This window comes from Parabacteroides sp. AM58-2XD (genome assembly GCF_003463685.1).
Taxonomy (GTDB): domain Bacteria; phylum Bacteroidota; class Bacteroidia; order Bacteroidales; family Tannerellaceae; genus Parabacteroides; species Parabacteroides segnis.
The window spans coordinates 24,834-47,558 of the sequence record NZ_QSDP01000011.1 but is presented as its reverse complement, the minus strand read 5'-3'; the positions used below and the strand labels follow the sequence as shown (position 1 = coordinate 47,558).

The 22,725-nt window shown below is 41.2% G+C and carries 29 protein-coding genes and 2 pseudogenes; 22 read left to right on the top strand and 9 right to left on the bottom strand.

What is annotated here, in order from left to right; genetic code table 11:
- The first annotated feature begins 1 nt into the window (after nt 1).
- From rpmC to rplQ, 21 genes are all read left to right on the top strand, one after another.
- On the top strand, nt 2–199 hold the full coding sequence (gene rpmC, locus DXA15_RS04380; protein WP_009859540.1) for a 50S ribosomal protein L29: 198 nt from the start codon (nt 2–4) through the stop codon (nt 197–199).
- Between the two features lie 9 nt (nt 200–208).
- The gene (gene rpsQ / locus DXA15_RS04375) at nt 209–466 is read left to right on the top strand and encodes a 30S ribosomal protein S17 (protein WP_009859539.1); all 258 of its coding nucleotides are present in this window, start codon (nt 209–211) and stop codon (nt 464–466) included.
- A 1-nt stretch (nt 467) separates the two neighbouring features.
- Nucleotides 468–833: a 50S ribosomal protein L14 gene (gene rplN, locus DXA15_RS04370; RefSeq protein ID WP_010800553.1), complete on the top strand. Its 366-nt coding sequence runs from the start codon at nt 468–470 to the stop codon at nt 831–833.
- A gap of 18 nt (nt 834–851) precedes the next feature.
- Nucleotides 852–1,172 (top strand): 50S ribosomal protein L24, encoded by a 321-nt coding sequence (rplX, locus tag DXA15_RS04365; protein ID WP_009859538.1) that lies wholly within the window; start codon nt 852–854, stop codon nt 1,170–1,172.
- Nucleotides 1,172–1,729 (top strand): 50S ribosomal protein L5, encoded by a 558-nt coding sequence (gene rplE / locus DXA15_RS04360; protein ID WP_046146312.1) that lies wholly within the window; start codon nt 1,172–1,174, stop codon nt 1,727–1,729. Before rplX ends, rplE begins: the two co-directional genes overlap by 1 nt.
- A 3-nt stretch (nt 1,730–1,732) precedes the next feature.
- Nucleotides 1,733–2,002 (top strand): 30S ribosomal protein S14, encoded by a 270-nt coding sequence (gene rpsN, locus DXA15_RS04355; protein ID WP_009859536.1) that lies wholly within the window; start codon nt 1,733–1,735, stop codon nt 2,000–2,002.
- 54 nt (nt 2,003–2,056) lie between these two features.
- Complete coding sequence (gene rpsH, locus DXA15_RS04350) at nt 2,057–2,452, top strand: 30S ribosomal protein S8 (protein ID WP_009859535.1); 396 nt, start codon at nt 2,057–2,059, stop codon at nt 2,450–2,452.
- 16 nt (nt 2,453–2,468) lie between these two features.
- Nucleotides 2,469–3,020 carry a 50S ribosomal protein L6 gene (gene rplF, locus DXA15_RS04345; RefSeq protein ID WP_128133248.1) on the top strand — a complete coding sequence of 184 codons (552 nt, stop codon included), beginning with the start codon at nt 2,469–2,471 and terminating at the stop codon, nt 3,018–3,020.
- Nucleotides 3,021–3,041: 21 nt separating this feature from the next.
- Nucleotides 3,042–3,386: a 50S ribosomal protein L18 gene (gene rplR, locus DXA15_RS04340; RefSeq protein WP_009859533.1), complete on the top strand. Its 345-nt coding sequence runs from the start codon at nt 3,042–3,044 to the stop codon at nt 3,384–3,386.
- A 5-nt stretch (nt 3,387–3,391) separates the two neighbouring features.
- A complete protein-coding gene (rpsE, locus tag DXA15_RS04335; RefSeq protein WP_128133247.1) occupies nt 3,392–3,910 on the top strand; it encodes a 30S ribosomal protein S5 in 519 nt (172 codons plus the stop codon).
- Nucleotides 3,911–3,926: 16 nt separating this feature from the next.
- A complete protein-coding gene (gene rpmD, locus DXA15_RS04330) occupies nt 3,927–4,103 on the top strand; it encodes a 50S ribosomal protein L30 (RefSeq protein ID WP_009859531.1) in 177 nt (58 codons plus the stop codon).
- Nucleotides 4,104–4,132: 29 nt separating this feature from the next.
- Nucleotides 4,133–4,579 (top strand): 50S ribosomal protein L15, encoded by a 447-nt coding sequence (gene rplO / locus DXA15_RS04325; protein WP_128133246.1) that lies wholly within the window; start codon nt 4,133–4,135, stop codon nt 4,577–4,579.
- A 3-nt stretch (nt 4,580–4,582) separates the two neighbouring features.
- The gene (gene secY, locus DXA15_RS04320) at nt 4,583–5,923 is read left to right on the top strand and encodes a preprotein translocase subunit SecY (RefSeq protein WP_122357143.1); all 1,341 of its coding nucleotides are present in this window, start codon (nt 4,583–4,585) and stop codon (nt 5,921–5,923) included.
- Between the two features lie 4 nt (nt 5,924–5,927).
- The gene (map, locus tag DXA15_RS04315; protein ID WP_128133245.1) at nt 5,928–6,713 is read left to right on the top strand and encodes a type I methionyl aminopeptidase; all 786 of its coding nucleotides are present in this window, start codon (nt 5,928–5,930) and stop codon (nt 6,711–6,713) included.
- A gap of 10 nt (nt 6,714–6,723) precedes the next feature.
- Nucleotides 6,724–6,942 (top strand): translation initiation factor IF-1, encoded by a 219-nt coding sequence (gene infA, locus DXA15_RS04310; protein ID WP_009318521.1) that lies wholly within the window; start codon nt 6,724–6,726, stop codon nt 6,940–6,942.
- A gap of 12 nt (nt 6,943–6,954) precedes the next feature.
- Nucleotides 6,955–7,071 (top strand): type B 50S ribosomal protein L36, encoded by a 117-nt coding sequence (gene ykgO, locus DXA15_RS04305; RefSeq protein WP_005645768.1) that lies wholly within the window; start codon nt 6,955–6,957, stop codon nt 7,069–7,071.
- 34 nt (nt 7,072–7,105) lie between these two features.
- Nucleotides 7,106–7,486: a 30S ribosomal protein S13 gene (gene rpsM, locus DXA15_RS04300; protein WP_009859527.1), complete on the top strand. Its 381-nt coding sequence runs from the start codon at nt 7,106–7,108 to the stop codon at nt 7,484–7,486.
- Between the two features lie 11 nt (nt 7,487–7,497).
- A complete protein-coding gene (gene rpsK, locus DXA15_RS04295; protein ID WP_005634781.1) occupies nt 7,498–7,887 on the top strand; it encodes a 30S ribosomal protein S11 in 390 nt (129 codons plus the stop codon).
- Nucleotides 7,888–8,010: 123 nt separating this feature from the next.
- Nucleotides 8,011–8,616: a 30S ribosomal protein S4 gene (gene rpsD, locus DXA15_RS04290; RefSeq protein WP_009859526.1), complete on the top strand. Its 606-nt coding sequence runs from the start codon at nt 8,011–8,013 to the stop codon at nt 8,614–8,616.
- Between the two features lie 12 nt (nt 8,617–8,628).
- A complete protein-coding gene (locus DXA15_RS04285; protein WP_009859525.1) occupies nt 8,629–9,621 on the top strand; it encodes a DNA-directed RNA polymerase subunit alpha in 993 nt (330 codons plus the stop codon).
- Between the two features lie 8 nt (nt 9,622–9,629).
- Nucleotides 9,630–10,127 carry a 50S ribosomal protein L17 gene (rplQ, locus tag DXA15_RS04280; RefSeq protein WP_010800551.1) on the top strand — a complete coding sequence of 166 codons (498 nt, stop codon included), beginning with the start codon at nt 9,630–9,632 and terminating at the stop codon, nt 10,125–10,127.
- A 512-nt stretch (nt 10,128–10,639) separates the two neighbouring features.
- On the opposite strand, the gene DXA15_RS04275 is transcribed toward rplQ, so the two are convergent.
- The 7 genes and pseudogenes from DXA15_RS04275 to DXA15_RS04240 all read right to left on the bottom strand — a co-directional run bounded on the left by DXA15_RS04275 (nt 10,640) and on the right by DXA15_RS04240 (nt 16,442).
- Complete coding sequence (locus DXA15_RS04275) at nt 10,640–11,794, bottom strand: tetratricopeptide repeat protein (RefSeq protein ID WP_233566804.1); 1,155 nt, start codon at nt 11,792–11,794, stop codon at nt 10,640–10,642.
- A 21-nt stretch (nt 11,795–11,815) separates the two neighbouring features.
- Nucleotides 11,816–12,754 carry a PstS family phosphate ABC transporter substrate-binding protein gene (locus DXA15_RS04270; protein ID WP_128133244.1) on the bottom strand — a complete coding sequence of 313 codons (939 nt, stop codon included), beginning with the start codon at nt 12,752–12,754 and terminating at the stop codon, nt 11,816–11,818.
- Between the two features lie 198 nt (nt 12,755–12,952).
- A pseudogene (locus DXA15_RS04260) lies at nt 12,953–13,767 on the bottom strand (energy transducer TonB).
- 37 nt (nt 13,768–13,804) lie between these two features.
- Nucleotides 13,805–14,479, bottom strand: coding sequence for a biopolymer transporter ExbD (locus tag DXA15_RS04255; RefSeq protein WP_009859519.1), 675 nt, complete (start codon nt 14,477–14,479; stop codon nt 13,805–13,807).
- Between the two features lie 12 nt (nt 14,480–14,491).
- Nucleotides 14,492–15,100: a biopolymer transporter ExbD gene (locus tag DXA15_RS04250; protein WP_128133242.1), complete on the bottom strand. Its 609-nt coding sequence runs from the start codon at nt 15,098–15,100 to the stop codon at nt 14,492–14,494.
- Between the two features lie 5 nt (nt 15,101–15,105).
- Complete coding sequence (locus tag DXA15_RS04245) at nt 15,106–15,915, bottom strand: MotA/TolQ/ExbB proton channel family protein (RefSeq protein WP_128133241.1); 810 nt, start codon at nt 15,913–15,915, stop codon at nt 15,106–15,108.
- A gap of 128 nt (nt 15,916–16,043) precedes the next feature.
- Nucleotides 16,044–16,442 carry a hypothetical protein gene (locus DXA15_RS04240; RefSeq protein WP_128133240.1) on the bottom strand — a complete coding sequence of 133 codons (399 nt, stop codon included), beginning with the start codon at nt 16,440–16,442 and terminating at the stop codon, nt 16,044–16,046.
- 235 nt (nt 16,443–16,677) lie between these two features.
- On the opposite strand from DXA15_RS04240, the gene eno reads away from it, so the two are divergent.
- Nucleotides 16,678–17,964, top strand: coding sequence for a phosphopyruvate hydratase (eno, locus tag DXA15_RS04235; RefSeq protein ID WP_128133239.1), 1,287 nt, complete (start codon nt 16,678–16,680; stop codon nt 17,962–17,964).
- Nucleotides 17,965–18,476: 512 nt separating this feature from the next.
- Here eno and DXA15_RS04230 read toward each other — a convergent pair.
- Entirely contained in the window at nt 18,477–19,505 is a 1,029-nt protein-coding gene (locus tag DXA15_RS04230) for an aminotransferase class I/II-fold pyridoxal phosphate-dependent enzyme (protein WP_128133238.1), read from the bottom strand.
- Nucleotides 19,506–19,557: 52 nt separating this feature from the next.
- Nucleotides 19,558–22,556: pseudogene (locus DXA15_RS04225) on the bottom strand (glycoside hydrolase family 3 N-terminal domain-containing protein).
- Nucleotides 22,557–22,725 lie beyond the last annotated feature (169 nt).

Below are 22,725 nucleotides of genomic sequence, written 5' to 3'. Positions count from 1 at the left end.
TATGAAGATTGCAGAAATTAGAGAATTAAGCACAAAAGAATTGCTTGAAAGAGTAGATGCTGAGGTTGCTGCCTACGATCAGAAGGTTATTAACCACACTATCTCTCCGACAGACAACCCTGCACAGATTAAACAACAACGCAGGATGATTGCGCGCATGAGAACAGAATTGCGCCAGAGAGAACTTAACAACAAATAATTGAGCCTGATGGAAACTAGAAATTTAAGAAAAGAAAGAACGGGCGTGGTTACTAGCAACAAGATGGATAAAAGCATCACTGTTGCTATTAAATGGAAGGAAAAACACCCCATTTATGGTAAGTTCGTTAACAAAACGAAGAAATATCATGCTCACGACGAAAAGAATGAGTGCAATATCGGTGATACCGTAAAAATTATGGAAACTCGTCCTTTGAGCAAAACAAAGAGATGGAGATTAGTTCAAATAATCGAAAGAGCTAAGTAACATGATACAACAAGAATCAAGACTAGTAGTAGCAGATAACAGTGGCGCAAAAGAATGTTTATGTATCCGTGTATTAGGCGGAACCAGAAAACGTTACGCTTCTGTTGGGGATGTAATTGTAGTAGCAATTAAGAGTGTAATCCCGTCAAGTGATGTGAAGAAGGGTGCTGTTTCTAAGGCTATCATTGTTCGCACTAAAAAGGAAATCCGTCGCCCGGATGGTTCATACATCCGTTTCGATGATAACGCTTGCGTATTGTTGAATGCCGGTGGTGATATTCGTGGAAGCCGTATCTTCGGTCCGGTTGCCAGAGAACTTCGTGCAACAAATATGAAAATTGTTTCACTTGCACCTGAAGTACTTTAATTCGTAAAATTTAAGGTAATGAGTAAATTACATATCAAAAAAGGCGATATAGTTTTTGTTAATGCCGGCGAAGACAAAGGTAAAACAGGTCGTGTTTTACAGGTGCTCGTAGACGAGAACCGTGCTATTGTTGAAGGCGTTAATATGGTATCAAAGCATACCAAGCCTAATGCAAAGAATCCGCAAGGAGGAATTGAAAAGAAGGAAGCTCCTATTCATATTTCAAACCTGAACGTGGTTGACCCGAAATCAGGTAAACCGACACGTATCGGACGTAAAGAAAATGCTGAAGGAGCTTTAGTTCGTTATTCTAAAAAATCTGGGGAGGAAATTAAGTAATGAGCAATACTGCCAGTCTTAAAAAAGAATATCAGGACAGAATTGTTCCTGCTTTGACAAAAGAGTTCGGATATAAATCAGTAATGCAGGTACCCGTATTAAAGAAGATTGTAATCAATCAAGGTTTGGGTATGGCTGCTGCCGACAAGAAGATCATCGATATCGCAATCAGCGAATTGTCTACAATTACTGGTCAAAAGGCCGTTGCGACAGTATCTAAAAAGGATATCTCAAACTTTAAGTTGCGTAAAAAAATGCCTATCGGCGTGATGGTAACATTGCGTCGTGAGCAGATGTACGAATTTTTGGAAAGATTAGTACGTATCGCTCTTCCGCGTATTCGTGACTTTAAAGGTATTGAAAGTAAGTTAGATGGTAGAGGTAATTATACCTTGGGTATTCAGGAACAAATTATTTTTCCTGAAATAAATATCGATAATATTACTAAAATATTGGGAATGAATATTACCTTTGTGACCTCTGCGAAAACAGATGAAGAAGGGTATGCTCTGTTGAGAGAATTTGGGTTGCCTTTTAAAAATGCAAAAAAAGACTAAGTTATGGCTAAGGAATCAATGAAAGCCCGCGAGGTTAAAAGAGCAAAACTAGTAGCTAAATACGCCGCTAAAAGAGCTGAACTGAAAGCTGCTGGTGACTACGAAGCTTTGCAGGCTTTACCTAAAAATGCTTCTCCTGTACGTTTGCACAACCGTTGCAAAATTACAGGTCGTCCGAAAGGGTATGTACGCCAGTTCGGCATTTCACGTATTCAATTCCGTGAAATGGCATCCAATGGTTTAATCCCGGGTGTAAAGAAAGCAAGTTGGTAAGTTTTTTTATTTAAATATTGTCCGGGTGGCCGGATCAATTTAATTCATTAATATATGACAGATCCTATTGCAGATTATTTGACAAGATTGCGTAATGCAATTAAAGCGAAGCACAGAGTTGTTGAAGTGCCGGCGTCAAATTTAAAGAAAGAGATCACTAAGATCCTTTTCGAAAAGGGCTACATTCTTAATTTTAAGTTTGTAGAAGAAGGTCCTCAGGGAACAATTAAGATTGCCTTGAAGTATGACCTGGTAAACAAAGTGAATGCAATCAAGAAACTTGAGAGAGTTTCTACTCCAGGTTTGCGTAAGTACACTGGTTACAAAGAAATGCCGAGAGTATTGAATGGTTTAGGTATTGCCGTTCTTTCGACTTCTAAGGGTGTGATGACAGACAAAGAAGCCCGCGATCTGAAGATCGGTGGTGAAGTATTATGTTATGTTTATTAATTAGGAGGAAAGAAGAATGTCAAGAATAGGAAAATTACCAATTCATGTGCCGGCCGGTGTAACGGTTACGATTAAGGATAGCGTGGTGACTGTAAAAGGTCCTAAGGGCGAAATGACTCAGGCTGTTAATCCTGATATTAATGTAACTCTGGAAGATGGAGTTATTCATTTAACAAGACCGACAGATGATAAGAACCATCGTGCATTACATGGTTTGTATCGTTCTCTGATCAACAATATGGTGATCGGTGTATCTGAAGGATACAAAAAAGAACTGGAACTGGTCGGTGTTGGTTACCGTGTAGCTAACACAGGACAGCTGTTGGATCTTTCTTTAGGTTATACTCACAATATCTATTTGCAGTTACCTAAAGAGGTGAAGGTTGAAACGAAGACTGAGAGAAATAAGAATCCTCTTATTATCCTTGAATCAGCTGATAAACAATTATTAGGTCAGATTTGTGCTAAGATTCGTTCATTCAGAATGCCGGAGCCGTATAAAGGTAAAGGTATTAAGTTTGTGGGTGAGGAAATTCGCAGAAAGTCTGGTAAATCAGCAGGTAAGTAATCTACGTAAACTGAAATTATCATGACAACGAAGGAAGAAAGAAGATTAAAAATAAAACGAGGAATACGTGGAAAAGTTGCAGGAACACCTGAACGTCCGCGCCTTACTGTGTTTAGAAGCAATAAGCAGATCTATGCACAGGTTATAGATGATACTACAGGTAAGACATTGGCTGCTGCTTCATCTTTGAAATTAGATGTAAAGGCTCCAAAGAAGGAAATCGCTGCCAAAGTTGGTGAATTGATCGCTAAAGGCGCTCAGGAAGCAGGTATTCAGGCTGTTGTTTTCGACCGTAATGGTTACCTGTATCACGGAAGAATTAAAGAATTAGCAGATGCTGCACGTAACGGCGGCCTTAAATTTTAATGAAGATGGCAGGAGTTAATAATAGAGTTAAATCGACCAACGACTTAGAGTTGAAGGACAGATTAGTTGCAATCAACCGCGTAACTAAAGTAACGAAAGGTGGACGTACTTTTAGTTTTGCTGCTATTGTCGTAGTAGGAAACGAAGACGGTATCATCGGTTGGGGCTTAGGTAAAGCTGGTGAAGTAACGACAGCTATCGCTAAAGGTGTAGAAGCTGCTAAAAAGAATTTGATCAAGGTTCCTGTTCATAAAGGTACTATCCCTCACGAACAGCTTGCTAAATTCGGTGGTGCACAGGTGCTGATCAAACCGGCATCTCATGGTACTGGTGTAAAAGCAGGTGGTGCTATGCGTGCTGTATTGGAGAGTGTTGGTATTACTGACGTTTTAGCTAAATCAAAAGGATCATCAAACCCTCACAACTTGGTAAAAGCTACTATTGCTGCGCTGGGTGAATTGAGAAGTCCGTTTATTGTAGCTCAGAACAGAGGTGTATCTGTAGAAAAAGTGTTTAGAGGTTAATTAGGGAGGAAAAATTATGGCGACTATTAAAATTAAACAAGTTAAGAGTAGAATTAAGTGCCCGAAAGACCAAAAAAGAACACTTGATGCACTGGGCCTGACAAAGTTGAACCGTGTAGTAGAGCATGAAGCTACTCCGGCTATCTTAGGCATGGTTGAGAAAGTGAAACATTTGGTTTCAGTAGAAAAGTAATAATTGGTTGAAAAAATAAATTATAAGATATGAACTTATCAAATTTAAAACCTGCTGAAGGATCTACTAAGACCAGAAAAAGAATCGGCCGTGGTCCGGGTTCAGGATTAGGAGGAACTTCAACAAGAGGTCATAAAGGAGCAAAGTCAAGATCTGGTTATTCAAAAAAGATCGGATTTGAAGGTGGTCAGATGCCTATTCAGAGACGTTTGCCTAAATTTGGTTTCAAGAATATTAATCGTGTAGAATATAAAGCTATCAATATCGCTACATTACAGTTAATGGCTGAATCTCAGAACTTAACTAAAATCGGTGTTAACGAATTGATCGAAGCTGGTTTTATTTCATCATCTCAAATGGTTAAGATTCTTGGTAATGGTAGCCTGACTGTTAAATTAGAAGTTGAAGCTCACGCTTTCTCTAAAAGTGCAGAAGCAGCTATCCAGGCCGTAGGTGGAACTGTTGTTAAACTCTAAGTCATGAGAGCAGTTGAAACAATAAAAAATATCTGGAAGATTGAGGATCTGAGAAATCGGATCCTCACCACTCTTTTATTGGTGGCTATATATCGCTTCGGAACGTATGTAGTACTTCCTGGTATTGATCCTCAAGCGTTAACCGCTTTACAGGCGCAGACAAGAGGCGGATTGCTTGCACTGTTGGATATGTTTTCAGGTGGTGCATTCTCTAATGCTTCTATTTTTGCATTGGGTATTATGCCTTATATTTCCGCTTCAATTGTTATGCAGTTGTTAGCCATTGCAGTTCCTTCTTTCCAGAAATTGCAGAGAGAAGGGGAGAGTGGTCGTAGAAAGATCAATCAATGGACTCGCTACCTTACAGTAGCTATCCTGTTATTCCAGGGACCGACATATCTGGTGAACTTAAGTGTTCAGTTGAAGGCCGCTGGTGCAGCTTTACCTCCGGGTATTCTGTTTACTGTATCTTCTACTATTATTCTGGCTGCAGGAAGTATGTTTATCTTATGGCTAGGTGAAAGAATTACAGATAAAGGTGTTGGAAATGGTATTTCATTTATCATTTTGATTGGTATCATAGCCCGTCTGCCGCATTCATTGTTCCAGGAATTTATTTCAAGAACAAGTGAAAAAACTGGTGGTCTGGTTATGTTCTTGTTTGAAATGCTGTTTCTTTTACTTGTTATTGCCGGTGCTATTTTATTGGTTCAGGGAACTCGTAAAGTACCCGTACAGTACGCTAAGAGAATTATAGGTAACAAACAATATGGTGGCGCTCGTCAGTATATTCCTTTAAAAGTGAATGCTGCTAACGTAATGCCTATCATCTTTGCCCAGGCAATTATGTTTATTCCTATTTCTATTGTAGGATTTTCTAGTACTGGTGATCAGAGTGGTTTTTGGGCTGCATTTATGGATAATACTGGTTTCTGGTATAATTTTGTCTTTGCAGTATTGATTATCCTCTTTACTTATTTCTATACAGCTATCACGATCAATCCGACCCAGATGGCTGATGATTTGAAGAGAAACAATGGATTTATTCCGGGTGTTAAACCGGGAAAAAGTACCAAAGACTATCTGGATACAATCATGGACCGCATTACTCTTCCGGGTGCATTCTTCTTGGCATTGGTAGCTATTATGCCTGCTTTTGCAAGAATCGCTGGTGTGAGTATGGAGTTCTCTCAGTTCTTTGGAGGAACATCTTTGTTGATTTTGGTTGGTGTAGTGTTGGATACATTGCAGCAAGTTGAAAGTCATTTGTTGATGCGTCATTATGACGGTTTGTTGAAGTCAGGAAGAATTAAAGGCCGTACAGGCTCAGTTGCCGCTTATTAATAGGATGATCTATTTAAAAACAGATGAAGAAATCGAGTTGATGCGTTCGGCCAATCAATTGGTAGGTCGGACACTGGGAGAATTGGCAAAGCATATTGCTCCCGGGGTTACAACTCTTCAACTCGACAAGATTGCTGAAGAATTCATTAGGGATAATGGAGCAGTTCCAGCTTTTTTAGGGTATGGTGGTTTTCCCAATTCAATATGTGCTTCTGTAAATGAGCAGGTAGTACATGGTATTCCTTCCTCAAAAGCAGTTTTAAAAGAAGGCGATGTCATATCTGTTGACTGTGGTACAATATTGAATGGTTTTGTTGGTGATTCAGCCTATACTTTTTGTGTAGGTGAAGTGGCACCGGAAGTGAAGAATTTGTTGAAGACGACAAAGGAATCTCTTTATCAAGGTATTCAACAAGCTGTAGAAGGAAAACGAGTAGGAGATGTTAGTCATGCGGTGCAGACATACTGTGAATCGAAAGGTTACTCTGTTGTAAGGGAACTGGTGGGACATGGTATCGGACGCAAGATGCATGAGGAACCTGAAGTACCCAATTATGGAAGATATGGTTGCGGACCTTTATTGCGTAGTGGCATGTGCATCTGCATTGAACCTATGATCAATATGGGAAGCAAAAATGTCGTTTTTGAAAAGGACGGTTGGACAGTGCGTACAAAGGACAGAAAATGTTCAGCTCACTTTGAGCATTGTATAGCGATACGACCCGATGGTCCTCAGATTTTATCTTCATTTGAATTTGTAGAAGAAGTTCTAGGAAGTAACGCAATTTAATTTGATTTATATGGCTAAACAAGCAGCTATTGAACAAGATGGAGTTATAGTGGAAGCATTGTCTAATGCAATGTTTCGTGTAGAATTAGAGAACGGACATGAAATTACTGCCCACATATCAGGAAAGATGCGTATGCATTATATTAAAATTCTTCCTGGTGATAAGGTCAGAGTAGAAATGTCTCCGTATGATTTATCAAAAGGTAGAATTGCTTTTAGATATAAATAAAAATAACTAGATATGAAAGTAAGAGCATCTTTAAAGAAGCGTACACCTGAATGTAAGATTGTAAGAAGAAAGGGTCGCTTATACGTAATTAACAAGAAAAACCCTAAGTATAAACAACGTCAGGGATAATTTATTATTTTTGCAAAATAATTAAGTAAGTAATATGGCTATAAGAATAGTTGGTGTAGACTTGCCACAAAATAAAAGAGGAGAAATCGCTTTGACTTATATCTACGGTATCGGTCGGAGTGCTTCAAAATCTATTTTAGAGAAAGCAGGCGTTGATCGTGATATCAAAGTAAAAGACTGGACAGATGATCAAGCTGCAAAAGTACGTGAAGTCATTGGCGCTGAGTACAAGGTAGAGGGTGATCTTCGTTCTGAAGTTCAACTTAACATTAAGCGTCTGATGGATATCGGATGTTACAGAGGTGTTCGTCACCGTATTGGTTTGCCTTTGAGAGGCCAGAGCACTAAAAACAATGCTCGTACTCGTAAGGGTAAGAAGAAAACTGTTGCAAATAAGAAAAAAGCTACTAAATAATAAGAGTTGATATGGCAAAAAAAACAGTCGCAGCAAAGAAGAGAAACGTAAAAGTTGACGCTTACGGTCAAGCTCATATTCATTCTTCTTTCAATAACATTATTGTGTCTCTTGCCAACAGTGAAGGTCAGGTAATCAGTTGGTCTTCTGCAGGTAAGATGGGATTCAGAAGTTCTAAAAAGAACACTCCGTATGCCGCTCAGATGGCAGCACAAGATTGTGCAAAGGTAGCTTATGATCTTGGTTTGAGAAAAGTAAAAGTATTCGTAAAAGGACCGGGTAACGGACGTGAGTCTGCTATCAGAACTATCCACGGTGCCGGAATCGAAGTAACTGAAATCGTAGACGTTACTCCGCTGCCTCACAATGGTTGTCGTCCTCCGAAAAAGAGAAGAGTATAATTAACTATAGTTTCTTGAACATTGAATCCGGAATTGTGAATAGATTGCATAAAGACCTTATCCTCTCTGTAATCGCGGCTGCACGGTTCCAGATTCAGACAGAAAAATTAAAACAATAAAAAAATGGCAAGATATACTGGACCAAAAACAAGAATTGCCCGTAAGTTTGGTGAGGCTATATTCGGACCGGATAAAGTTCTTTCTAAAAAGAATTATCCTCCCGGACAACATGGTAACGCCAGAAAAAGAAAAACTTCTGAATACGGAATTCAGCTTCGCGAGAAGCAAAAAGCTAAATACACTTATGGTGTATTGGAAAAACAATTTAGAAACCTGTTCGACAAAGCGCAGCGTTCAAAAGGTATTACCGGTGAAGTTCTGCTTCAGTTACTGGAAGGTCGTTTGGACAATGTAGTTTATCGTTTGGGTATAGCTCCTACAAGAGCTGCTGCTCGTCAGTTGGTTTCTCACCGTCACATTACGGTTGATGGTAAGGTTGTAAACATTCCTTCTTACTCTTTGAAAGCCGGTCAGATCGTTGGTGTTAGAGAGAAATCCAAGTCTTTGGAAGTGATTGCTGATGCATTATCAGGATTCAACCACAGCAAATATCCTTGGATTGAGTGGGATCAGTCTTCTTTAAGCGGAAAATTACTGCATCTGCCGGAAAGAACTGACATTCCTGAAAACATTAAAGAGCAGTTGATCGTAGAATTGTATTCTAAATAATAATTGATTTCCATGGCGATATTAGCATTTCAAAAACCCGATAAAGTATTAATGTTGGAAGCGGACAATTTCTTCGGAAAGTTTGAATTTCGTCCGTTGGAACCCGGCTATGGTATTACTATAGGTAATGCTCTGCGCCGTATTCTCCTGTCGTCGCTTGAAGGTTTTGCTATTACATCCATTAAGATCGAAGGTGTTGACCATGAATTTGGTACAATTCCCGGTGTTATTGAAGATGTAACAAACATTATCTTGAACCTGAAACAGGTACGGTTCAAGCATATTGTAGACGACATAGAGAATGAGAAAGTAAGTATTACTGTTTCGGGTTCGGAAGTGTTCAAAGCCGGTGATATAGGTAAACAGCTGACCGGATTCGAAGTATTGAATCCAGACTTGGTTATTTGCCGTTTGGATCCGAACGCTGGTTTCCAGATTGAATTAACAATAAATAAAGGACGCGGATATGTTCCCGCTGATGAAAATAGAGATCCGAATGCAGACGTTCACGTTATTGCCATTGACTCTATTTATACTCCTATACGTAATGTTAAGTATTCAATTGAGAACTTCCGTGTTGAGCAAAAGACGGACTACGAAAAGTTGGTTCTTGAAATAGCCACAGATGGTTCTATTCATCCGAAGGAAGCGTTGAAAGAAGCTGCTAAGATTCTGATACATCATTTCATGTTGTTCTCAGATGAAAAGATTGCGATCGAGACAGTAGATACTGACGGCAATGAAGAATTCGATGAAGAAGTACTTCACATGCGCCAGTTGCTTAAGAGCAAGCTAGCAGATATGGACCTTTCCGTTCGTGCTTTGAATTGCTTGAAAGCTGCAGATGTTGAAACATTGGGTGAACTGGTTAAATTCAACAAGAATGATTTGTTGAAATTCCGTAACTTCGGTAAGAAGTCGCTCACTGAACTTGATGAACTGCTTGAAAGCCTGAACCTTTCATTCGGTATGGATATCACGAAATATAAATTAGATAAAGAGTAAGTAAAGCGATGAGACATAATAAGAAATTTAATCATTTAGGTCGTACAAATACTCACCGTGAAGCAATGCTGTCTAATATGGCTTCTTCTTTGATCAAGCATAAGAGAATCTTTACGACAACAGCAAAAGCTAAAGCGCTTCGTAAGTTTGTTGAACCTCTGATCACAAAGTGCAAAGAGGATACAACTCACTCAAGACGTGTGGTATTTAGTACTTTACAGGATAAGAACGCTGTAACAGAACTTTTCAAGGAAGTAGCTCAGAAGATCGGTGATCGTCCGGGTGGTTATACCAGAATTATTAAGACTGGTAACCGTTTAGGTGACAACGCTGCTATGTGCTTCATTGAATTAGTTGATTACAACGAAAACATGCTGAAGGATACTACAGCTAAGAAAACTACGAAAACAAGACGTTCTCGTAAGAAATCTACAGCTGCTGAAACAGCTGCTCCGGTTGCTGAAGCTCCTGCAGCAGAAGCAACAGAAGAAAAAGCTGCAGAATAATTTCTGTAACTTATATACGATACAAAAACAGCCGACATTTTTATGCCGGCTGTTTTTGTATATAAACGAATCAATTTATTTGTTTACTTACTTGATATTTTTCAGAGCTTCCTGCGCAGTTGTATTAGATGGATCGATTGATAAAATCTTGTTCCAGTAAATTTTGGAGTTATCCATATCTTGTTTCAAGTAATAATAGTAGCCCAGGTAACGGTAACATTCGGTTAATTCATTGCTATATTTCTCTTTGTTTTTTTCAAGAATGGGAATGCAAGACTCGTAATAGGGTTTGGCTAAACCCTGTTCTGTCTCGGGGTCCAGTTGAGATTGTGTACGTGCCTGCCATAGGCTACCCAGGTGGCTATCCGGTACACGTTCTTTTACAATAGCAAATAGGCTATCAGCTTTGAACAGGTACTTTTGGGCTGCAATACTATCTTTTGCAGCTGCTGTATAGTAATATTTACCTAATTGATAGTAATCAGCAGCTTCCGATTCTTCTCCAAGAGCCTCTATATACTGTGTATAAGCCTTGATGGCTCAGCATTATTTTCGCTGTTACTATAAACTTCAGCAAGGTCCTTATAGATTTCTGTATGCGAAGAATTTTCTTTTATAGCTTTCTGTAATGCATCTGCTGCCTGATCATATTGTTTTGCTTTGTTCAGCAGGCGACCGTAATATAAATAGTCTTGCCAGATATATTTAGCATCCGGATTATTGAAGAATGTCTTTATTTCTTCCAGTCCTTTTTCGTAGGCTTTGCTTTCGTAATCATTATAGATGGCCAGACGTTTCAATAAAAAGTTATCAGGATCAATTGCTTGGCCTTCACTGATTATTTTACCGGATTCAGCGTATTGTTTATTGAAAAACAATGCAGAGGCATAATGAACCAGATTGTCTGTTGAGTAAAGACCTCCTGCCATGTAGGTTTTATAGGCTGCTACAGCTTTAGGATAATTCCCTTGTAATGAATAGATGTTTCCCAAATAGCAGTATGCCGGTAAGTAATCCGGATAGTTTGAAATTACTTTCTGAAGCATTTCTATTGATAATGTTGGAGTGACTCCCTGATATACGTTTGCATATTTGATATAAGCTTCTTTGCAGGCCGGATCGAAGTGGATAGCTTGTTCATATCTTCCGGCGGCATCTCCTGGTTTATCTTTGCTGATAAGTAAATCGCCTTCATACAAATAAATGGCGGGGTCGTTAGCATTATATTTCTTAGCATTATCGAGAGCCGCCTGGGCTTCTGCTTCCATTCCGTTCATTGAATAGGCTTTAGCAATAGCGACATAAACAGAAGCATCTTTTTTATTGATTTTGATTGCTGCATCAAATGCTTTTTGCGCTGTAGATTTATCTGTTTTGAGTAGCACTTTACCTTCACCTACTTTATTATAGGCATAATCAGGAAATGTCGTCCATCCTTTCTGGTAATTAGCCAGAGCTTCGGAAGTTTTATTCTCATCAAAGGCAATTTCTCCCAGATAATATAAGGCTTCAGCCTGCTCGGCAGGAGAACTGCTCAGTTGTTTCTCAAAAAGCCGGCTTGCTATGGTTGGTTCTCCGGCTTTGTAAAAGTCAATGCCTTGCCGGTTATCTGCGTAAACGGCAATAGCGATAAAACTTAAAATGATTATATATAAATTCTTTTTCATGACTGTAAATATTTATAGGGTTTATAACTGATCTCTGACATTAACCAACCTTACAGGTTGTGTAGCCGGAAGAATACCTGATTTAAGAATGATCCGCTGTCCCCGGTCGCTAGCTATGAAAGTTGTAAAACCGGAAGCCAGGCCCATGCGGGGTTCTGATAATATCAGATAAACAGGTCTGCTCATCGGATACTTTTTTAATGCGATGTAGGCCTGATACGGTTTAAAACTATTTGTTGCAGTGGCATGTCTGTAAGGACTGACTGCCATTACTTTTATGTTCTCAGAGAAACTCATGTTGCTTGTATCGGACGGATTACTGATCCAGTTTACTCCGATAATACCTAACGCTCCACGGTTTTGGGATACATAGTTTATTACTTGCCGGTTTTCTTTCATTGCATGTAAATCCCCGGAAAATGTTTTTCCGTTACAGATTGAATCGATGGCGTAACGTACTGTTCCGGAATTAGGATTATCGAATACAACTTCGATCTTTCCCGATTGGTTATCGGAACTGAGTTCTTTCCATTCTTTTATTTTTCCGGTCAGTATATCTTTCAAAACAGGGATACCGATCAGAGAATCTGTATTTTGTTTATTCACAATCAATGCAATGGCATCTGTTGCTATTTGAATGTTTCTGGGGAATAATTTTTTAGTGTTCATAAATTCCGTCTCTTCTTTGGTTAGCGGGCGTGAAGTAATGGCCAGCCGGATGCTATCACGCAGTAAACTGTTGATAGTTTCTGTTTCACCGGAAAAGTAAGGAACAATCCCGGCTTCCTTATAAATACTTTCGAAAACGGCGATTTCTTCTTCTACGACAGGGGTAAAGCAGCCATCGGAAGCAATAGCGATAACACCACTGGTCGGTGTATCATCCGGAGTTTCTGTTTTCTTGTTTCCGCAAGAAACCAACAGAACTATACATACTGTTATATAGAATAAACTTTTCATCGTTTGCTGTCTTTTATGAGCCTGTAACCTCTGAATAAAGTGTAACAGAAGAACAGAATACCAACTATTATTCGCATAGGGAATGACATATTCTCATTAAACAAGTTTGTGAAAACCAACAGGAAAGTCATGCCGAGGTATATCATGACCATGAATATACCCCAGACAAACTTCATATTTATACACTTTACCTCCATCTTATTGCAATTTAAATCGTACCGGAACTGTAAAGTAGACCGGTACCGGTTTACCATTCTGTTTCCCTGGAACCCATTGTGGCAGAGACTTGATAACGCGTAATGCTTCTTTGTCGCAAGCCGGATCCAATTGCCTTAGAACTTCCACTTTCGTGATCTCTCCCGTTGGGCTTACAACGAAGCGGAGGGTAACTGTTCCCTGAATGCCATTTTCGGCAGCGATTACCGGGTATCTCAAATGTGTACTGATGAACTTTAGCAAAGCCTCGTTTCCACCAGGGAATTGCGGCATTTGTTCAACGGCAACATAAGGTTCGGTTTCTTCCTCAATCACTTCCTTGTTGTCTTTCAGGTCTGCAATGTCGATAGCATCTTCACTTTCGGAACCTTTTACGTCTGCCACCGAGATAGCCAGTTTTGAGGTTGTCAGTTCTTCCTGTGTCTTGATTTCCTCTTCATCCCTTACATCTTTATCCGCCTTAATAACAGGAGGGGTAAATTTGATTGTACTTTTCAGTACGGGAGGAGGTGGAGCCTCTAAATTACGGATTTGATTTTCTTCCGGTACCTCGTTTCCATTTGCAGGTTGGAAAGTGTCGTTACTTCCAGTACCTGCTCTTTGGTATGCTGGGGAATAACCGATTTGATCAAAGCCGGGATTGTCATGACCAGAATAGCTCCGATAGCTACAATGATCAATGCGCGGATATGTCTGCCGGAAGAATTTTTACGCAACTCGTATGCTCCGTAGTCTTTATTCTTCCCGTTGAAGATCAATTCGCACCACTCCGGTGAATTCAGATTTATATTGTTCATATTAATCATGATCGTTCTTTTTTATTGGTGATACGAATTATTTTCTTTTAGGGCCGGCATTAGCCTCTGCTATTTGTTTAGCGAGTTCTCCGCCACTTTTCAGGTTGTCGACCAGAAATTTATCTCCGTCGGTTATATCAACGATTGCATATTTACCAATATTGCATATCTGCATTTCGTCGAGCGCATCTACCAGGTCTTTATAGGAAGCATCGTCGGTCGCCTTGATCAGTACGACCGGGGCATCTTTGCCACCTTTTATCTCTGTAGCCTGCTTTTTAAACTCATCTTCGGAAATTTCCTTGTTTAGCTTTTTCACTTTCAACTCCGATATTTGTTGTACAGCGTCGGAATTGCGTTCCAGTAGGATATTACGTAATCCGGTAGGAGAAAAATCGGTTGTTTTCAGTGATTCTACATGTTCATAATCCGGTTCACCGAAATAGTAGTACACCTTGCTGTCTTCACCCAATATAAGGGTGATGGCTTTAGAGGCTTTCACTTTTGTCTGTTCGGCTTCCGTGACATGGTCTTTCGACGGCATACTGATCTCCATGGTCTGCGGCTTACTCAGCGAAGTACAAAGCATGAAGAACGTGATCAGCAACATATTCATATCCACCATCGGCGTAAAGTCGACACGGATATTGACTTTCTTTTGTTTACCTTTCTTGCCGTCGCCTTTTCCTTTATCTGTATTTACTTCTGCCATACTGCTTGTTGTTTAAACATTGTCGGGCACATTCTTGAGAGTTGTTATGAGATTATATCTGTTTTCTCTCAGGTCCTGCAATGTGTTCATTATATTTTTGATTTTAGGATATGGCGTCTGTTGGTCGGCTTTGATGGCGATCACCAGGTCGCGGTTCACTTCGCGGGCATGTTGTATCCAGGCTTTGAATTGGTTGTTCGTGCTATCGGCGGGGATTCCGTAATTCTGCGTCAGACGGTCTTGTTCGGAAGACGGTAGATTCAGAAATTCCTGCATATTCTGGATAGGAACACCGAAGGAAGGAAGAAGGCTGAATTCGTATATTTCTTTGTCGCTGAAGTTAATACCGTAGTCTTGTCCCAGCTTCTTTAATACGTTTGCCTTATCCTCCTGTTTGTCCATGCTCATAAACACTTTCCCTTCCGGATCTACCAGGATGGAAAGAATATTCGTTTCCGGTATTTTTATTTCGGAAACGGAAGCCGGGGTAGTAACCACGACCGGTTCTTTCTGGATGAAGGTAGATGTCAGCATAAAGAAAGTAAGCAGTAACACCGTTACATCACTCATCGCCGTCATGTCGATGAATGTGCTTTTTCGTTTTACTATAATCTTAGGCATATGTTTCAGTGTTTAGCCGCAAATGTTTGTACGATAGAGAAACCTATTTCATCGATGGCATAGGTGATATTATCTATTTTACTGGTGAAATAGTTGTACGAGATAATAGCCATGGCACCGGTGGCGATACCTAAGGCCGTATTGACCAGAGCTTCGGAAATACCGGTCGACAATGCTACTGAGTCGGGAGCTCCGGCATTGGCCAGGGCGGCAAACGAACGGATCATACCCAGTACGGTTCCAAGCAACCCGAACAGAGTTCCCAATGTCGAGATCGTAGCAATAACCGGCAGGTTCTGTTCCATAGACGGTAATTCCAGTGCCGTGCTCTCTTCGATCTCTTTCTGTATGATGACCATCTTTTGTTCTTTGGTCTGATCCGCCCTGTTTTCTACATCAGCGTAACGGGTCAATGCGGCGTTAACGACATTGGCCACAGAACCCTGCTGTTCTTTACAAGCCTTTTGAGCTGCGCCCAGATTTCCGTCTTCAAGGTCTTTCTTTATAGTACGTACAAACCCTAGCAGGGCTTTTTTCCCTTTAGACCGGTTGATGGCAATAAAACGTTCTACACTCAAGGTGATTACAGTAAGTAAAAGAGTGATAACAACGGGGACAATGAAACCGCCTTTATAAATTGTTCCTGCATAATTGCCGGGAAGCGGATGATTATCCGGATTATTATCCATAAAGTTGGAAGGATTGCCCAGTACGAAATGAAAGAAGCATACTGCCAGGATAAAGCAAATGATAATGACGATGCCGGCTGAAACGCCATTAGATGTTTTTGATATAACAGATTGATTTGTTTTCATAATTTTGATATTATTAAAGAGATAAAAAACAGAAAATAATAGTCTTAGTGTACAAAAAAGGGAATGCACACCCGGATCATGCCGTATTCGAAGGCACAATCAACAATTATAAATGTCTTATAATAATATCAAATAATGAGTTTTCGCAAAACGTAGATCCATTGATTTCCGCATTTGCGAAGCGAGAGGTAATTTATTGTATGGATAATAGATAATGTCTCCGATATTTTATATTGTGAGGCCTGCTCTTTCAACTTCAAGAGAAGAAGACTCTTATTGCTGTTCGATAATTTGAATAGCCGTTCGTAATTATCGAAAGCCGGTTTGGTGCGTGCAGTTATATCAAGAGACTCAAGAGGGATTTTCCCTAATTCAAACTTCTTTAGAGTATTATCGTAGGAGAGGCTCTTTTCTTTCTCATTTTGGTTACATTGTTGAACCGTCTCTTCACTATCTATATTAAGCGTAACCTCCTGACCTATAAAGATCAGGATAAGGAGTGTTAATATGGACAGAACTTTTTTCATGATTCAACAATAAACTTTTTATGTTAAAACACATTGTTAATGCAAAAGGTTGAAACTTTTTAAGAAAAAATACCTATCAATTCGGGGTGTAAATATAGATAAAATATTGAATTGAGAAATGAAGTCCTCTATTTATTCATTGAAAATCTTTATAAGGGTTTGGCAACAATCTTAGTGAACCGTTTGTTATATTTGTACTGAGTGAAAAAAATACAGAATACTAAATATTTAGGTTATGAAAATTGAAAAAGTAATAGGTAGAGAGATTCTTGATTCCCGTGGTAACCCGACAGTAGAGGTAGATGTGCTTCTTGAATGCGGCGCTTTTGGTCGTGCGGCCGTTCCATCCGGTGCTTCTACTGGTGAAAATGAAGCAATAGAACTGCGTGACGGTGATAAAAAACGCTACGGAGGCAAAGGTGTACTGAAAGCTGTGGATAATGTTAACAATGTAATTGCACCGGCTATCATCGGAATGAGTGCATTGAACCAACGTGCAATCGACCATAAACTGCTTCAGTTGGACGGAACAAAGACAAAGTCGAAACTCGGTGCCAACGCCATGTTAGGCGTTTCGCTGGCCGTAGCTAAAGCGGCTGCCAATTATCTCGATTTGCCGTTATATCGTTATATAGGCGGAACCAATACTTATGTATTGCCTGTTCCGATGATGAATATTATCAATGGTGGTTCTCACAGTGATGCCCCGATAGCATTTCAGGAATTTATGATTCGCCCGGTAGGTGCAAAGAGTTTCCGTGAAGGCTTGCGTATGGGAGCAGAAGTATTTCATGCCTTGAAGAAGGTGTTGCACGACCGCGGATTAAGTACGGCAGTTGGTGACGAAGGTGGTTTTGCTCCGGCTCTCAATGGTACGGAAGATGCTTTGGGTTCTATTATGGCCGCTATTAAAGCTGCCGGATACGAACCGGGTAAAGATGTGACAATCGCTATGGACTGTGCCGCTTCCGAGTTTTACGATAAGAAGGGTATCTACGATTATTCGAAGTTTGAAGGTGCCCACGGTGCCAAACGGACTGCTGCCGAACAGGTTGCTTACCTGTTGGATTTGGTTAACAAATATCCGATCGACTCTATCGAAGACGGTATGGACGAAAACGACTGGGAAGGATGGAAGCATCTTACTAAAGCTTTAGGTGACCGTGTTCAGTTGGTTGGTGACGACTTGTTTGTAACTAATGTTGAATTCCTGAAGAAAGGTATCGAAGAAGGCTGCGCCAACTCTATCCTGATTAAAGTAAATCAAATCGGAACATTAAGTGAAACACTGGATGCTATTGAAATGGCTCACCGTAACGGCTATACTTCAGTGACGTCGCACCGTTCCGGCGAAACGGAAGATGCAACGATTGCCGATATCGCCGTAGCTACTAATTCAGGACAGATCAAAACCGGTTCATTGAGCCGTTCGGATCGTATGGCTAAGTACAATCAGTTGCTTCGTATCGAGGAAGAATTGGGCGATCTGGCTGTTTATGGCTATAAGACGTACAAAAAATAATTCTGACACTTACAGAATCAGATGTAATGACTGAAGGGCTGCTTCTTAAAGAGGCGGCCTTTTTGTGTTTATGTCCCTTACCTTTATCAGAAAGGCTAGTAGCAACTACCCCGGAGGTTATTTATTTCTAATCGAAAGCATATTATATCTTGTCTTTTTCACGACCGTCGCAAAGCTTATCGACGGAGGTGGATAAGCTTGCTGACGTCCGTCGGTAAGCTTTGCGACGGCGATGGAAAAGAGAATGAGTCATATCTTTTATAGTAAAAGACAGCATGCTATGCAGGAATAGTCAGTAGGGGGAGCGATAGTTGGCAGGCAGATAAAAGGTGAAAGGTGAAGGGTTTGATTTTCTTCGTTTTATTAATCGTTCACCTGTATAAGTGATTGGTGTTTAGGCTGATATATGCTAAAGGTGAAGGGTGAATGGTTTTTATTCGAATTAATGCATGTAGGAGATGAAATAGCCGGAGTAAAAACAATCTCTTTGCTCCGGCTATTCTATAATAGTGTTATAATTGAGCGAACCATTCACGGATAGCATCAATCAATATCTGATTTTCAGCACTTGTTTGGGTGGACAGGCGGATGTATGTTTCATCCAGTCCGCGGAAGTTGGAGGCATCACGAATCAGGATTCCATTCTTCTCCCACAAGTATTTCTTTAGTTCTGCCGCTGTGCCTTTCTTTAGGCGGACAAGGAAGAAGGTTGTTGAAGTAGGAATGACTTCCAGGTTATCGAATTTGCTTAACTGATAAATCAATTCGGCTGTTTCACGCTGCCACTTACGGATAGGCAAAGTAAACTGGGCCGGATGAATCAGGATATATTTACTGGCTTCAAGCGCAATAGCGTTTACCGACCAGGGGATGATATACTTATTTACTTCGGCTGTTATTTCAGGAGAAGCAACCAGGTAACCGATACGTAATCCCGGAATGTTGTAGGCCTTAGAGATAGACTGGATAAGAATCAGGTTCGGGTGATTCTTAACGTCTGAAGGCTTTAGCATGTCTTCGGTGGTAAAGGCAACATAAGCCTGGTCGATGATGAATTTTGTATTGCGGTTGGCTGCAATCAACCGGAGCAATTCCGTACGATGAATCAGTTTGCCATCTGGATTGTTAGGATTACATATCCAGCAGAAATCCTGTCCTTCCAGAGAAAGCTCCGAGAGGTCGTCGGAGGTTGGGAAGAAATTGATTTCGTGTTCGTGTAGTCGGCAGGCATCTTCATACTCAGAGAAGGAAGGAACGGCAATCGTGGATTTAGCCCCTCTCCAAGCCTGTGCCAACAGATAGAAGGCGGTAATCGAACCATTGGTTACAACTACATTTTCTTCTTTTATCTCATATCGACGGGCAAGCAACCTTTTAAGTGAAGCAGCATCCGGTTCCGGATAACGTGTCAGCTTACTGAACTGCTCATTAAGATGTTCCTTGAGTTTATCGAGGTTAGCACCGTGCCATACGTTAGAACTGAAGTTAATCTTTACTTCGTTCTGCGAATTGTAAAAGTCATCACCGTGTCCGAATAGCATACTTTATTTGTTTTATGTAATTAATGTTGTTCTAAAAGGTGGTGCAAAAATACTAATCTTTTTGGCTTTTCCTATCAATTGCCTTGTAGATTGCATCCTGTATTCGTTTGCGGATATCCAACTGGCTGAGTTTATTATTGGCACGCGACGGATTGACCCTGTTACAAAGGAAGATATAAAGCAACTGGTTGTCCGGGTCCACCCAGAAACAAGTCCCGGTGAAGCCGGTGTGTCCATAGACGGAAGGTGGCGTCAGGCTGCTGCAAGGAGAACCTTTATGAGCTCCCGGGGCAGGCTTATCGAAACCCAGTCCGCGGCGGCTTGTCGGGCTTTTACTTTGGGTGAAAAGACGACAGGTTTCTGTTGATAAGTATTGTTCGTTGCCATAAGTGCCTTGATTAAGGAAAAGCTGTAATACTTTCGCCAGGTCATTGGCATTCGAAAACAGGCCGGCATTGCCGGAGACGCCCCCCTGGAAAGCGGCAGCTTCGTCGTGCACATAGCCACGAAGTAACTGGCGGCGCACGAACTGGTCGTTCTCGGTCGGGACAATCTGGAGACTGTCTATTCTTTTCAGCGGATTATAAGTGGTGTGCCAGGCTCCCAGCCGGCTATAAAAGTCGTTATGCAACAGCTGGTCCATCGGTTGCTTCATCTGGTTTTCCACCATCATTTTCAGCATGATGAAGTTGACGCAGCTATACACATATTTGCCGCGTGTTCCGAGGCGGGAGTCTTTTATTTCCTGCATGATACTGTCTTTGAAGGAATCGTGCAGGTAGAAGTTGCGGGCTACCTCGGTGGTGAATCCCGGTTTCTTCTCGGTAGAAACCAGGTCGGGCAGATAGTTGAAATCATTGCGTACGTATGTTTTGGCATCGAAGCGTACCGGATGGGTCACATTTTTTACACTGCTGTAAAGACTGCCTTTGTAACTGTCCTTATCGATGGCATTCAGATAGAAATTGATTGTGGAGACAACTCCCGACTGATGGTAAAGCAATTCTTTTATATTCAGGTCTTTCTTGTTGGAACCTTTCAGTTCGGGGAGAAAGTCCGCTATTTTATTATTGAGGGTGAATTTCTTTTCATCGTACGCTTTCATTACGGCAAGTAAAGTCCCGGCCGCTTTGGAGGCAGACGCCAGGTCGTAGACGGAATTTTCCTGTACCTTCCGGCTTTGGTCGTAGTCAAAGTAACCAAAGGCCTTGTCGTAAATAATCATGCCGTCTTTGGCAACCAGCACCTGGCAACCCGGATAGGCATTTTCTTCAAGCCCTTCTTCTGCAATGGATCCGATTACATCGAGGCGTATGGGATTGGCTCCGACTTCCTCCGGTTCGTGATAACCTAACCGTGTTTTTTCCGTGAAGATGCCGGCTCCGGCATGGAATACGCCTGGGATGGTAACCGGTAGTTTGCCTTTAGCTGGAATCCCCCCGAAGATGACCTGGGCGGCATATTCCTGGGCAAGAGGCGTACCTTCGTATCCCATCACTACCGCCTTCGCTTTCATAATGGAACTTTTATATTCCTTACAGAAATAGGGCAGGGTAAAGAAGGCATAAACGAGCTCTTTCTTAGTCGCCAGCTGACGGAGTTGCAGGCTTTCAGGGATGCGGACTGTGTGTATGCCGCAGATGATTACATCGTATTTCTCCAACTGCCTGTAAACATGTTGGATTTGTGCAGCAGTTGAACTACGGCTGATGCTGAAGCAGGCAATACTGTCGTAACGCCCCAACATTTCCTGAAATTCATTTCCGGCAGGCGAACCGATTGACAAGGCGGCAATCTTCTTTTTATCCAGTTGTCTGAGCGGGACCATGTCGGATTCGTTCTTTAATAATGTAATTGCTTCTGCATTGAGTTTGGCGGCTAGCCAGGCTGCATGCGGTGAGTTCAGCCGTTTGCTTAACTCTTTTGTTTCAATCGGTCGGTATTTATCCAGTCCGGTAATGTATTTATACTGGAGTATCTTGATACATTTGGCTTCGATGTCTTCTATGGATAAAATACCTTCGTCGATCGCCTCTTTCACCGCTGTGAAATCGTTAATCGGGGCAGCGGGGGCCAGCAATATATCATTCCCTGCCAGTAATGCTTTTACTGACGGGTTATCCGATTTTTTAGTCGTAGCACCTTTCATGGCCAGTGCATCTGTGAAGCAAAGGCCTCTGAAACCAAGTTCTTCCTGCAACAGTCCCGTTACAATCGGACGGGAAAAGGAGGAAGGGAGATTGCGGGTTTTATCCAGTGTCGGAACATAAAGATGTCCGGTCATAACTCCGGCATAACCATCATAGATGTAACGTTTGAAAGGATACAATTCAACGCTGTCCAGGCGTGCCCGGTCATGATGGACGGCAGGCAATGTATTATGCGAATCTTCCGAAGTGTCGCCATGACCCGGGAAATGTTTGGCTACAGAGATGATACCGGCAGCTTCCAGTCCGCGGGCATAGGCTATTCCTTTATCGGCGACGGCACGGGGATTCTCTCCGAACGAACGGAGGCCTATCACCGGGTTATCGGTATTACTATTTACATCTATATCAGGGCAAAGTTAATTTGAATGCCCATCTCTTTGCATTGGCGGGCTACTTCCTTCCCGTATTCGGTAATCAGTTTATCATCTTCGATAGCTCCCAGCATCATGTTTTTAGGGAAACGGGTCGTTCCGCTAAGGCGCATGGACAAGCCCCATTCTCCGTCCAGCGAAACGAACATCGGGACGCGTGATGCTTTTTGCAACCGGTTGGTTACCTCAGCCTGGGTAACAGGGTTCCCTTTATGAAAGAGGATTCCTCCGACCTTTATTTCATTGACGTATCGCATAAGCCGCTGCATGGTGCGGTTATCCGATTTCGGTTCGGAAATCACCATAAAGAGTTGCCCGATCCGTTCATCGTAACTCATCTTATCAAACACAGAATCAACCCAATGATTCATTTTTGCCTGATCGACGTTACGGTACATATTGGGAATAGTCTGTGCTTTGGCCGTTAGTAAACACACAGAACATAACAGCATTGTAAGTATCTTCCTCATCTTCACGTTATCATTATTATCCACCAAAAATAAGAAAATAAGCTGAAGTTTTGTATGAGTGGAGTAATGTTTTACCTATCTTTGTATTCGATTGATCAAAGAAATAATATTATTAACTATGAAATAATAGATCTAAATGGGAAATAAAGAACGTTTATTCAAATCTTCC

Coding starts and splice junctions, on each gene's coding strand:
- rpmC (WP_009859540.1), top strand. CDS start 2: ATGAAGATTGCAGAAATTAGAGAATTAAGCACAAAAGAATTGCTTGAA.
- rpsQ (WP_009859539.1), top strand. CDS start 209: ATGGAAACTAGAAATTTAAGAAAAGAAAGAACGGGCGTGGTTACTAGC.
- rplN (WP_010800553.1), top strand. CDS start 468: ATGATACAACAAGAATCAAGACTAGTAGTAGCAGATAACAGTGGCGCA.
- rplX (WP_009859538.1), top strand. CDS start 852: ATGAGTAAATTACATATCAAAAAAGGCGATATAGTTTTTGTTAATGCC.
- rplE (WP_046146312.1), top strand. CDS start 1,172: ATGAGCAATACTGCCAGTCTTAAAAAAGAATATCAGGACAGAATTGTT.
- rpsN (WP_009859536.1), top strand. CDS start 1,733: ATGGCTAAGGAATCAATGAAAGCCCGCGAGGTTAAAAGAGCAAAACTA.
- rpsH (WP_009859535.1), top strand. CDS start 2,057: ATGACAGATCCTATTGCAGATTATTTGACAAGATTGCGTAATGCAATT.
- rplF (WP_128133248.1), top strand. CDS start 2,469: ATGTCAAGAATAGGAAAATTACCAATTCATGTGCCGGCCGGTGTAACG.
- rplR (WP_009859533.1), top strand. CDS start 3,042: ATGACAACGAAGGAAGAAAGAAGATTAAAAATAAAACGAGGAATACGT.
- rpsE (WP_128133247.1), top strand. CDS start 3,392: ATGGCAGGAGTTAATAATAGAGTTAAATCGACCAACGACTTAGAGTTG.
- rpmD (WP_009859531.1), top strand. CDS start 3,927: ATGGCGACTATTAAAATTAAACAAGTTAAGAGTAGAATTAAGTGCCCG.
- rplO (WP_128133246.1), top strand. CDS start 4,133: ATGAACTTATCAAATTTAAAACCTGCTGAAGGATCTACTAAGACCAGA.
- secY (WP_122357143.1), top strand. CDS start 4,583: ATGAGAGCAGTTGAAACAATAAAAAATATCTGGAAGATTGAGGATCTG.
- map (WP_128133245.1), top strand. CDS start 5,928: ATGATCTATTTAAAAACAGATGAAGAAATCGAGTTGATGCGTTCGGCC.
- infA (WP_009318521.1), top strand. CDS start 6,724: ATGGCTAAACAAGCAGCTATTGAACAAGATGGAGTTATAGTGGAAGCA.
- ykgO (WP_005645768.1), top strand. CDS start 6,955: ATGAAAGTAAGAGCATCTTTAAAGAAGCGTACACCTGAATGTAAGATT.
- rpsM (WP_009859527.1), top strand. CDS start 7,106: ATGGCTATAAGAATAGTTGGTGTAGACTTGCCACAAAATAAAAGAGGA.
- rpsK (WP_005634781.1), top strand. CDS start 7,498: ATGGCAAAAAAAACAGTCGCAGCAAAGAAGAGAAACGTAAAAGTTGAC.
- rpsD (WP_009859526.1), top strand. CDS start 8,011: ATGGCAAGATATACTGGACCAAAAACAAGAATTGCCCGTAAGTTTGGT.
- DXA15_RS04285 (WP_009859525.1), top strand. CDS start 8,629: ATGGCGATATTAGCATTTCAAAAACCCGATAAAGTATTAATGTTGGAA.
- rplQ (WP_010800551.1), top strand. CDS start 9,630: ATGAGACATAATAAGAAATTTAATCATTTAGGTCGTACAAATACTCAC.
- DXA15_RS04275 (WP_233566804.1), bottom strand. CDS start 11,794: ATGAAAAAGAATTTATATATAATCATTTTAAGTTTTATCGCTATTGCC.
- DXA15_RS04270 (WP_128133244.1), bottom strand. CDS start 12,754: ATGAAAAGTTTATTCTATATAACAGTATGTATAGTTCTGTTGGTTTCT.
- DXA15_RS04255 (WP_009859519.1), bottom strand. CDS start 14,479: ATGGCAGAAGTAAATACAGATAAAGGAAAAGGCGACGGCAAGAAAGGT.
- DXA15_RS04250 (WP_128133242.1), bottom strand. CDS start 15,100: ATGCCTAAGATTATAGTAAAACGAAAAAGCACATTCATCGACATGACG.
- DXA15_RS04245 (WP_128133241.1), bottom strand. CDS start 15,915: ATGAAAACAAATCAATCTGTTATATCAAAAACATCTAATGGCGTTTCA.
- DXA15_RS04240 (WP_128133240.1), bottom strand. CDS start 16,442: ATGAAAAAAGTTCTGTCCATATTAACACTCCTTATCCTGATCTTTATA.
- eno (WP_128133239.1), top strand. CDS start 16,678: ATGAAAATTGAAAAAGTAATAGGTAGAGAGATTCTTGATTCCCGTGGT.
- DXA15_RS04230 (WP_128133238.1), bottom strand. CDS start 19,505: ATGCTATTCGGACACGGTGATGACTTTTACAATTCGCAGAACGAAGTA.